The following is a 10,475-nucleotide window of genomic DNA, read 5'->3' as shown; positions in this document are numbered from 1 at the left end:
GAAAGCATCTAAGCGGGAAGCGAGCCCTAAGATGAGTCATCCCTAGGAATTTAATTCCTCTAAAGAGCCGTTCGAGACTAGGACGTTGATAGGCATGGTGTGTAAGCGTTGTGAGGCGTTGAGCTAACATGTACTAATGACTCGAGAGGCTTAACCATACAACCCAGATGGGTTTTACTGAAAATGTTCCAGACATTTTCTAGCACTTCCTCCTTCCATGGAGGTCGTACGAAAGCCTTAGACAGAATAYAGAYACTTGATAAAGTTAAAGACTCAACAGAAAATCAGCTTTYCRAATTATTATTAACGTGRKCCAGAGATGGACACGGTAATAAACAGAATTTGCTTGGTGACAATAGCCTTGTGGAACCACCTGATCCCATCCCGAACTCAGAAGTGAAACGCAAACGCGCCGATGGTAGTGTGGGGTCTCCCCATGTGAGAGTAGGTCATCGCCAAGCATCCAAATAAACACAAAAGCCCTAGCCTAAACCGCTAGGGCTTTTGTGTTTATACGCTTCGCGAAAACTTATCTCGATGTCAACCCGCCGCTGAGCGGGGTCCCCAGCTGCGCAATACATTGCTCCGCGCGACACATCATCAAAATGCTGCGCATTTTAGGCAATGATGACTCGCCCCCATGTATCCCCTTCAGGGATAAAAGAAAGTAGGTCACCGCCAAGCGCCTAATGATCTCATTGAGATGTAACGAAGCCAGCTGATAAGCTGGTTTTTTTGCGTCTGCAATTTACATGTTTTAGCGTTTTTGAAACCGTTTCATTGTTTGAAATAACATTAAGCTGTGAAGTGGTAATGGGTTTACTGAACACTTTCTTAATGAGCTTAAGTTTTACTAAGTTCTCATTTTATGAACTCTAATAGAGCCGCCAGTTCATAGTGACACTAAGCTGGCGGTCTGAAATAGATAGCTGAAGCAATGTTGATGGTTAGAGGACAAATACTCTCTTCAACGCTTGCGTGCTCTATGGGTCACTCTTTGTTGATTTTAGCTTTGAAGCTGGCTTTGGTATTGTCGTTAGCTTGTTTGTACCAGTAATCCAGCATTTGACTGATTTCAGCTTGGCTAGTTGTCGTCGCTGGAGTGATTTGCTGAGCCTTATCATTGTTCGCTGCGACTGCTGACGACATAACTGCTGGCGCGATCAAGCTCGTGGATGTGGCTGCTGATGTTTGGTGTATTTGCGGCTGGCTTGCCAATACTGGTGCAATGGCGTCGCTTGCTTGCGTTGTTGCGGTATTCATAGTGAGATTTAATGAAGCCGGATGATTGCTAAGGTTGTACTGCAGTATCTCGTGTTCGAAATCCCGTCCCAGTTGAATGCCATTCTTAATCAATTTATCACTGGTAAAACCCACTGCTTCATCTTGAGCATTTAATAGTGTCAGCTTAGGTGACTCATCAAATTTCTTTGCATCTCTGGCTGAGTTGATGGCGGGAAGTGTCAGCGTGAGTGTTTGTGCTGATGCATCAAAACGGACGATGAGCACGTCGGAGAGATAATGCACTGAGTCAGCTTGTTGTCGATATTGCGCGGCATAACGGAAGGCAATCTGATTGGTCCCATCGGCTAAAACGAGATCGCCACTCTTTACGGCTGGCTTGCCATTGACCGTTAACACTTCAGCATTTTTAGGTAGTTTGAGATGAACATCGGCCGTTGCTGGCTGCACAGTCCCCAGCACTAATGCCGTGGCACATAAGATTGATTGATATTTCATAAGCTTTCTCTGTTGTTGCGAGGACGCCGCTAAATAATAAGGCAGATATTTGGCGACACAAAGCAGGTTTAACCTTTAGTGTGGAGCATGATGAACTAAATGGCGACACGCCGTTTATAGATCGCAGATTAGCGTTAATTTAATCTGTAGGGAATAAAAAAGGCTCACGAGGAGCCTTTTTGAGCATGATATTTCGGGATTGAACGCTTATTTGGTTAGGTTGATGCTATAAACGGCGAAACCCAGTTCATCCTTACCGATCTTCTTCATTTCACGTTGTTTATTGGCTTCGATAAAGGCAGCGGCTTTGTCACTGTCTTGGGTTTCGAAGCGAATGTCCAATGTGACGTTGGTAGTGATGGTTTTGAAATCCCAGTTGTAATCGGCACTTGGATTGACCATAGCTTCGTACTTACCTGTGGTTTCGTTGTACTTAGATTGCGCTGTGATATAAGCAGCTAGCGCTTCACGGTTAGTATCGGGCAGTTCAAGTACAACATGGTCGCTACCCGTACCAGCAAACTTACCCCCAAAGGCGCGGTAGTTATTTGAGGTGACGATAAATTCTTTCGCGGCAAATTCTTCACCTGTGATGACTTTGCCGTTTTCGTCTTTATAGCTTAAATCAACGATACGGTTTGCGTTGGCATTAACGACGGCGCAATCGCGGTCAAACTTGCTCGGTTGGGTCACATCAATTTTATAGGTTAAGCCATCCAGTACGTCGAAGTTGTAGGTTGGATGACCATCCCAATTGATTAAACCTTGTGGGGTGGTTTTTGCTGGGTCAATTTGATTGAACTGGTTCGCTGAGCACTCGAGCCAATCTTTCAATTCGGCGCCCGTTGCTTTGACTGCCACCATAGTATTGGGATACAGGTACAGATCGGCGGCGTTTTTGAAGGTCAGAGGGCCTTTATCAACTTGCACAAATTGATCGGCATCACTGGTTGTACCGTGGCGACCGCCCGCTTTAAAGGGTGCGGAGGCTGATAGCACTGGCAGACCTTTTAATGCTGCAGGTAATTTCGCTTTCACGTTAGCGATCTGCGCATCGGAAACGATTTGTACCGTAGGGTCGTCCTGCACTAAGGTAAGGAAGCTGTACATGTCGGCTGCGGCAACGCCGATAGGTTCATCCACAAAGGCGAGGGTTCCTTGGTGCTCGGCTGCGACTGCATCTTTAATTGCGGGATCTTGGCTAACTAACTCTTCCTTAGTCGCACCATTATATATGGGGCGAGCTTGCGTTTTCGCACTAAGGACATGCCATTTACCATCTCTACGTTCAAGTTTAAAGTCAACAACCCCTAGGTTATCACCCCAACGACCTGGCATCACTGCGGGGACGCCGTTCAGTAGGCCTTTAGTGACATCGGTATTGGGTAAGTCGGCATACTTAGTATCAGGGAAGATAGAGTGGCTGTGGCCGAATAGAATCGCATTGATACCATCAACATAAGTCAAAGCGTAAGTGGCATTTTCAGCCATAGGATCGCCAGGATTTTCCGTTGAACCAATGCCAGAGTGAGGAATGGCGATAATGATATCGGCCCCTTTGGCTTTCATTTCGGGGACATATTTTTTCGCGGTTTCAATAATATCCTCGACCGTCACTTTACCCGTCAGATTTTGTTTATCCCACAATAGAATTTGCGGTGGCACAAAACCAATATAACCAATGTTAATGGTTTGATTATTACCTTCACTGTCGATGATGTTTTTTTGTTTGATGATATAAGGGGTGAATAAATGCTCACCTTTTTTAACCTCATTCCAGCAACCATTTTCGTCGGCGCAATAAACGTTTGAGTTGATATAAGGGAAATCTGCACCACTAATGGATTTATTTAAGAAATCTAAACCATAGTTAAATTCATGGTTACCGATATTACCGACTTCATAATCTAATAGGTTCATGGCTTTATAGGCTGGATGAATATCACCCATTTGCAGGCCAACTTTAGCCATGTAATCGCCCATTGGGCTGCCTTGCAGCAGATCGCCGTTGTCGACGAGTACGCTGTTTTTGGCTTCGTTGCGTGCAGCGTGGATTAAGCTTGCAGTACGGGCTAGACCGATAGTTGGGTCATTTTTGCCACTGTAGTAGTTGAAATCCATGATATTTGTGTGCAGATCTGTGGTTTCGAGTACCCGTAAATCGGCTTGAACGACTTTGTCGTCATCAGAATTACAGGCGCTTACACCAAGGGCGGCAGTGATCATCACTGCGAGTATTTTCTTATTTAACATAGTTATCTCTATTTATATTTATTTGACCCCAATGCATGCTCCGTAAAAGAACATGCCCATCATCCCGTTAATTCAGCGTAATTTAACTGTTAGGTTAATTTGCCGCTAAGTTAACGAGCGGGAATTATAAAGACATTTGATGATCTGAATGTGACATTAATCGGATAAAAGCTGTTTCAAATTGTGACTCAAGGTTTGCTTGCCTAAATAGTGAGCCGTTTAGCCTGTTTATTTGTTACGGCAATGTTTAAATAATTACAGTAAACAGTTTATTAAGAAGAATTAATATTTGTTATTGGAATGGCATTTTATTTGCTCAGCCCCTTGTCTACGTCGGGGATATTTGACGTAAAACTTCAGTAGAATTGTTTTAAATAATTCTTTTACATCAAATTTTAGCCAATGTTGATCACTTATGCTCGCATGTCTCTTGGCTTGATTGAGGTGAGTTAGGTTTAGCGTAGCGTTGGCATAGGCTTATTTAGACGGGTAATACACATAAAGTGATACAAATTAGCTGTGCTCTGGGCGGGTAAAACTTGGCTGAAATGCGCGTAACTTGTTAAGGTAGTTCATCGAAATTGACGTACGAAGCTACACAAGTTCGTTAAAACAGACTGTTGTAAACCGAAAGCCAAAATCCGTTTGCGCGCACCTTTCACCTTAAAAATACAATCGAAAGGGCAGCAACATCCAAGGGAGTTAATATGCGTAAGTCCGTTATTACCACAGCCGTAGCTGCGGCATTGTTACTTGGCGCTTGTTCAGACGAGCCTGCTGTAAGCACCAATGAAGCCAAAAATGCCGTTGCGACTCAATCCGCCGCCAAAGCCGAAGCAACTAATGTGCTGCTGAGCAAGAGTCCACTGCAAGATCAAGCGCCGCAATTTAATCTTATTCAGTCTGCAGATTATGCCCCCGCCTTCGAGCAGGGCATTAAAGCTCACGATGCAGAAATCGCTGCGATTGTGAATAACAAACAGGCGGCTAGTTTTGACAATACCATTCTTGCCATGGAAACCTCGGGTGAATTGTTAACGCGCGTATCGCGTACCTTCTTTAATCTCGCAGGTCTGATTTCTGATGATGATTTTCAGAAAACCGAAGCGGATCTTGCACCTAAGCTATCTGCCCACCGAGATAATATTTATCTCGATCCGACTTTATTTGCCCGTGTTGAAGCCGTATACCAGCAAAAGAGCAGCCTAAATGCGGAAGATCAGCGTTTAGTTGAATACTACTATGAGCAGTTTGTCCGCGCTGGCGCGAAATTGTCGGCTGATGATAAAGCTAAGATGCGCGACTTTAACGCTGAGCTTGCAACCTTAGCGACGGACTTTTCACAAAACAGCTTAAAATCATTTAAAGATGATGTGATTGTTGTGACTGATAAAGCCCTGTTAGCCGGTTTATCCGACAGCGAAATTGCTACTTTAGCTGCGGCTGCTAAAGCTGCGGGTAAAGAAGGCTATTTGATTACTTTAGTCAACACGACACGCCAACCTGTGCTTTCTAGCCTGAGCAACCGTGAACTGCGCCAAAAAGTATGGGAAACCTCGGCGCACAGAGCCGTCACAATCAATGGTCCATTGATTGTCAAAATGGCGCAAATACGTGCTAAAAAAGCCAATTTACTGGGGTTTGATACTTGGGCATCCTATGCGGTTGCCGATCAAATGGCGAAAACACCAGCCGCTGTGTATGAAATCCTCGATGATTTAGCGCCAAAAGCTTTAGCTCGCGCCAAAATGGAAGCGGCTGATATTCAAGCTGAAATCAAAAAGGCGGGCGGTGATTTCGAGCTGCAACCTTGGGATTGGGCTTATTACGCCGATAAAGTGCGTCAAGAGAAATACTCCCTCGATGAAAGCAGCATCAAGCCTTATTTCGAGTTTAATACTGTACTGAAAGACGGGCTGTTTTTCGCTATGCATAAATTGTATGGCATCAGCTTAAAACCGCGTACCGATTTACCTGTGTGGCATTCCGATGTTTTAGCCTTTGAAGTCTTTGATAAAGATAACAGTTCTATTGGCTTATTCTATCTAGACCCGTATGCCCGTGAAGGTAAAGGCGGCGGCGCGTGGATGGATGAGTTCGTCACCCAAAGCGGTCTGCTCGGCACTAAGCCCGTTGTCTATAACGCGCTTAATATTCCTAAGCCAGCCGATGGCCCAACGCTAATGACCTTCGATGAAGTGACCACTCTGTTCCATGAATTTGGCCATGCGATACACGGTTTATTCTCGCAAGTGAAATACCCAAGCGTGGCTGGTACATCAACCGCACGTGACTTTGTTGAGTTCCCATCACAGGTCAACGAAGATTGGAATATCGACCCTGCTGTGATTGCTAACTATGCCAAACACTACAAAACGGGTGAGCCAATTCCTAAGGCGCTGCTTGATAAAATTTTAGCGGCCAATAAGTTTGGCCAAGGTTTTGATACAGTTGAGTACCTGTCAGCGGCCTTGTTAGATATGGAATGGCACTCTATCAGCGCCGACACTCAAATTAGCGATGTAGAGAAGTTTGAGCACCAAGTGCTAGCTAAACATGGTCTTGATTTTGCGCCAATTCCCCCCCGTTATAAATCGAGCTACTTTAGCCATGCCTTCTCCGGTGGTTATTCCGCAGGGTATTACGCGTATTTGTGGACAGAAGTGTTTGCCGCCGATGCCTTTGCCTATATGGGCGAGCAAGGTGGCTTAAAAGCCGATAATGGTGACAAATTCCGTAAGGAAGTCTTATCTAAAGGTAACAGTGAAGATCTCATGCAAGATTATATTCACTTTACCGGTAAAAAACCGACAACAGAGGCACTGTTAAAGCGCCGTGGTTTAGTCGATTAATTGATTAATTGTAAAAAGATAAAGGCTTGTTAGGGAAACCTAACAAGCCTTTTTTTATTGATGTTGGGGCGGATTTATTAACCATTTTTTGTTTCAAGACAGGAAGTTTAGAGGACGAAAAATCTACAGGTAACGCTCCTAATCACAGATCCAAAATAGTTTGTTGAAATGTTGTCGAAAGACAGTCTTAAACTATTTTTTGTTGATTAAATTGTTATGTTTGATTGTCGCTTATAAAGTTAGCAATAGTGTCCTCCTTACGTTGACTCTCTAATAGCCACTCAACCCTCCATTCTGTTAGGCGTTCACCTGTTTTATGAATGAATTTTCCTGCTTCTGGTTCATCAATCCATTCAAGCTGTTTAACAAGTACTAAAGGCGCTTCAGACCCGTCAGTTTCATTCGAAAATTCAAGAGCCTCATTATAAGTATGAAATGCGTAATAGTAGATTTCACCATCAAATTCATCTGGAGCACCTTGCCAAGGGCGGCACCAAACACGATATTCTAGTACTTGATCATAGAAATAACCGCCGCCTGATTTTGTTTCCGCCGGATACTCTCCAACCCTATTCTCATCGATTGAATCAGGATACATCTACAATCCCTCAATGGAATATAACGCCATATGCAACAGCGGATAAGGTTTACCCTGTCCATCAACGGGTGAGCGACCCGTTACTGAAAAACCAATATGCTGGTAAAAACCTAATGCTTGCTCATTCTGCTCATTAACATCAACCTTTGTGGCTCCCAGTTCTTTAATGGCATGTGTCGCTAGCATGGAACCAATCCCTTTTCCGCGCGCGTCAGGTGAGATGAACAGCATTTCAATATTGCCATCATGTACCCCGCAGAATCCGAGTATTTCTCCATTGTCATTTTTAGCGCACTTTAAGTGAACGGCGTCAAAATATTGTTCGAGGATCAACGGCTTTAATTCCTGTAGATCTTCTTCTGCTAAAAAGTCATGGGTTGCTCTCACTGATGCTTCCCAAATATTGAGCAGACTAAGATGATCTGCTTTTTCTACCATCTCAATATTCATCATATAACTCTATTGAAGATTTAATGTCGCCTAAGCGGTGAATTAAAGTGGGTTAAAATGTGAAGCGGAAACGTACCACTGTTACTAATCCGCCTTTAAGAAGTTTAGGTGTAAGTTCCGTAACATCTTTTTCCCAAGATGTTACCTGTCAAGCTGCACTCTGTCATCTTGACCTTTCCTTGCCATTTCCCTATTTGGTATCAGTAAAATAAAAACAGGGAGTATTAGCTCCCTGTTTATGATATTTAAAACTTCAATTTAGAGGGATGATTATTCAGCCAGTAATCCGCGGCTACGCAGTAGCGGCTCGATACCAGCCTCTTTACCGCGGAAGTTTTTATACATCAGCATAGGATCATCGCTGCCGCCTTTCGAAAGGATATTGTTACGGAAGGAATCCGCAGTGGCCTTGTCGAAAATGCCGTTTTCTTTAAAGGCTTCGAAAGCATCAGCGCCTAAAATATCCGACCAGAGGTAGCTGTAATAACCTGCGGAATACCCGCCCGCGAAAATATGCGAGAAGTAAGTGCTGCGATAGCGTGGGCTAATTTCTTCAATCAGTCCCATTGCCGCTAACGAGTCCGCCTCAAACTTGGCCGCATCCTTTGGCGTAGTGTCGGTCAGTGTGTGCCAATCTAAATCGAGTTTAGTGGCCGCCATGTATTCAACGGTAGAAAAACCTTGGTTGAACTTGCTGGCTGCTTGGATTTTCTTCACTAGTTCTTGCGGGATCACTTCGCCGGTTTTGTAGTGCTTGGCAAATTGTGCTAACACTTCTGGCTGAGTCATCCAGTTTTCATTCACTTGCGATGGGAACTCAACGTAATCGCGAGGTACGGCGGTGCCGCCCTGTGAGCGATATTCGACGTTCGATAACATGCCGTGTAGTGCGTGGCCAAATTCGTGGAATAGTGTGCTGGCTTCATCGAAGGTCAGCAGCGCTGGCTCATTACCCGCTGGGCGAGGGTAGTTTAATACGTTGACAATAATAGGTTTAGAATCAACGCCATTCATATTGTATTGCTTGCGGAAGGAGTTCATCCAAGCGCCGCCACGTTTGCTGTCACGGGTGAAATAGTCACCCATAAAGATGGCCATCAGTTTGCCGTCTTTATCGTAAACTTCCCAAGTACGGACTTCTGCATTGTATTTGGGTAAGTCGGTACGTTCTTTAAAGGTCAAACCGTACAAACGGTTAGCCGTGTAGAACACGCCTTTTAATGTACTGTCGAGGGAGAAATACGGGCGCGTTTGTTGCTCGTTAAAGCTGTACTTAGCGACACGGATCTTGTCGGCGTAGTAATCCCAGTCCCACGCTTGCAGCTTAAAATTGCCACCTTGGGCGTCAATCATGGCTTGCATATCAGTCACTTCGTTTTTGGCTTGGGCCAATGCCGCTGGCCATACTTTATTGAGTAAACCGTAGACGTTTTCTGGTGTTTTAGCTGTGCGTTCTTCTAACACGAAATCCGCATGGGTTTTATAGCCCATCAGTTGAGCACGTTCAGCACGCAGGGCAGCAATCTTAGCGAGGATAATTTTGTTATCGTTGGCGTTATTGTTGTTACCGCGCTCGATATAGCCTTTGTAGAGTTTTTCACGTAACTGGCGATTATCAGCATAGGTTAAAAAAGGCGTGATAGAAGGGCGAGACGTGGTAAATACCCACTTGCCTTCATGGCCACGTTTTTTGGCGGTTTCAAAGGCAGTGGCAATCACATCTGCGGGCAAACCCGCGAGATCGGCTTTACTATCAACCACTAATTCGAATGCATTGGTTTCTGCTAATAGATTATCGCCGAAGGTTAAATTGAGTTTGCCGATCTCTTCGTTCAGCGCGCGCAGTTTGGTTTTATCTGGCTCGCTTAAGTTAGCGCCGCCACGGGTGAAAGATTTATAGGTATCTTCCAGCAATTTGGCTTGGGCTGTGCTGAGCTTTAGGTTGTCTTTTGCGTCGTGGACGGCTTTAACTTTTTGAAACAGTTTGTCATTAAGCAAAATATCGTCTTCGGCGGACGATAACATAGGCGACACTTCTTTGGAGAGGGCTTGCAATGCTTCATTCGTATCCGCGCCCGTCAGGTTAAAGAAGACGTTAGAAACGCGCGTCACTAGATCGCCAGAAAACTCCATGGCTTCAATCGTATTGGCGAAGGTGGGTTTGGCTTGATTATCAACAATTGCTTGAATTTGTTCGTGTTGTTGGGCGATGCCCGCTTTAAATGCGGGGAGGAAATGCTCAGGCTTGATTTTATCGAAGGCCGGAATTTCCATAAAAGTATCATAGGGTTTAAAGAATGCATTAGTCGCATTCTGGCTGATAATTTGCGCTGACACGGCATTTGGCGCCGCACTTGTTTGAACACTGGCATCGGGTTGTTGTGTGCTACAGGCGCCCAATGTTAAGGCGAAAGCGATGGCACTTAGCGTGAGCTTAGCAGTGCGTGGCGTGAGGGCTTGCGGTTTGAGGGTTAGTCCCTTCATTATTTGTTCCCCGTTAGGTCGATATTGTTATGGATGTTTGCATGATGATGGCCTTGGATTTCAGGAAAAAATTGAAGTCTACGTGCGGCTAAAACCAT

General features: G+C 44.7%; 6 protein-coding genes and 2 rRNA genes. 3 read left to right on the top strand and 5 right to left on the bottom strand.

Annotated features, from left to right (window positions below; genetic code table 11):
• Positions 1-158 (top strand): 23S ribosomal RNA (locus L5L91_RS08325); the annotation flags it as partial.
• A gap of 187 nt (positions 159-345) precedes the next feature.
• A 5S ribosomal RNA gene (rrf, locus tag L5L91_RS08320) occupies positions 346-461 on the top strand.
• A gap of 529 nt (positions 462-990) precedes the next feature.
• Here the strand turns inward: rrf and L5L91_RS08315 are convergent.
• Together L5L91_RS08315 and L5L91_RS08310 are read right to left on the bottom strand one after the other, a co-directional pair.
• Positions 991-1,740: a DUF2057 domain-containing protein gene (locus tag L5L91_RS08315; protein ID WP_263236087.1), complete on the bottom strand. Its 750-nt coding sequence runs from the start codon at positions 1,738-1,740 to the stop codon at positions 991-993.
• A 207-nt stretch (positions 1,741-1,947) separates the two neighbouring features.
• The gene (locus tag L5L91_RS08310) at positions 1,948-3,993 is read right to left on the bottom strand and encodes a bifunctional 2',3'-cyclic-nucleotide 2'-phosphodiesterase/3'-nucleotidase (protein WP_263236086.1); all 2,046 of its coding nucleotides are present in this window, start codon (positions 3,991-3,993) and stop codon (positions 1,948-1,950) included.
• 707 nt (positions 3,994-4,700) lie between these two features.
• Here L5L91_RS08310 and L5L91_RS08305 point away from each other — a divergent pair.
• Entirely contained in the window at positions 4,701-6,845 is a 2,145-nt protein-coding gene (locus L5L91_RS08305; RefSeq protein WP_263236085.1) for a M3 family metallopeptidase, read from the top strand.
• Between the two features lie 214 nt (positions 6,846-7,059).
• Here L5L91_RS08305 and L5L91_RS08300 read toward each other — a convergent pair whose 3' ends face one another.
• The 3 genes from L5L91_RS08300 to L5L91_RS08290 all read right to left on the bottom strand — a co-directional run bounded on the left by L5L91_RS08300 (position 7,060) and on the right by L5L91_RS08290 (position 10,377).
• The gene (locus L5L91_RS08300) at positions 7,060-7,443 is read right to left on the bottom strand and encodes a GCN5 family acetyltransferase (RefSeq protein ID WP_113940933.1); all 384 of its coding nucleotides are present in this window, start codon (positions 7,441-7,443) and stop codon (positions 7,060-7,062) included.
• On the bottom strand, positions 7,444-7,893 hold the full coding sequence (locus L5L91_RS08295; RefSeq protein WP_113940932.1) for an acetyltransferase: 450 nt from the start codon (positions 7,891-7,893) through the stop codon (positions 7,444-7,446). It lies immediately after the preceding gene.
• A gap of 270 nt (positions 7,894-8,163) precedes the next feature.
• On the bottom strand, positions 8,164-10,377 hold the full coding sequence (locus tag L5L91_RS08290) for a M3 family metallopeptidase (RefSeq protein WP_263236084.1): 2,214 nt from the start codon (positions 10,375-10,377) through the stop codon (positions 8,164-8,166).
• Positions 10,378-10,475: the final 98 nt, after the last annotated feature.

The organism is Shewanella sp. SM55 (assembly GCF_025654025.1).
Lineage (GTDB): Bacteria > Pseudomonadota > Gammaproteobacteria > Enterobacterales > Shewanellaceae > Shewanella > Shewanella oncorhynchi.
The sequence above is the reverse complement of the archived record's forward strand: the minus strand, read 5'-3'. Positions and strand labels throughout refer to the sequence as shown.

Coding starts and splice junctions, on each gene's coding strand:
- L5L91_RS08315 (WP_263236087.1), bottom strand. CDS start 1,740: ATGAAATATCAATCAATCTTATGTGCCACGGCATTAGTGCTGGGGACT.
- L5L91_RS08310 (WP_263236086.1), bottom strand. CDS start 3,993: ATGTTAAATAAGAAAATACTCGCAGTGATGATCACTGCCGCCCTTGGT.
- L5L91_RS08305 (WP_263236085.1), top strand. CDS start 4,701: ATGCGTAAGTCCGTTATTACCACAGCCGTAGCTGCGGCATTGTTACTT.
- L5L91_RS08300 (WP_113940933.1), bottom strand. CDS start 7,443: ATGTATCCTGATTCAATCGATGAGAATAGGGTTGGAGAGTATCCGGCG.
- L5L91_RS08295 (WP_113940932.1), bottom strand. CDS start 7,893: ATGAATATTGAGATGGTAGAAAAAGCAGATCATCTTAGTCTGCTCAAT.
- L5L91_RS08290 (WP_263236084.1), bottom strand. CDS start 10,377: ATGAAGGGACTAACCCTCAAACCGCAAGCCCTCACGCCACGCACTGCT.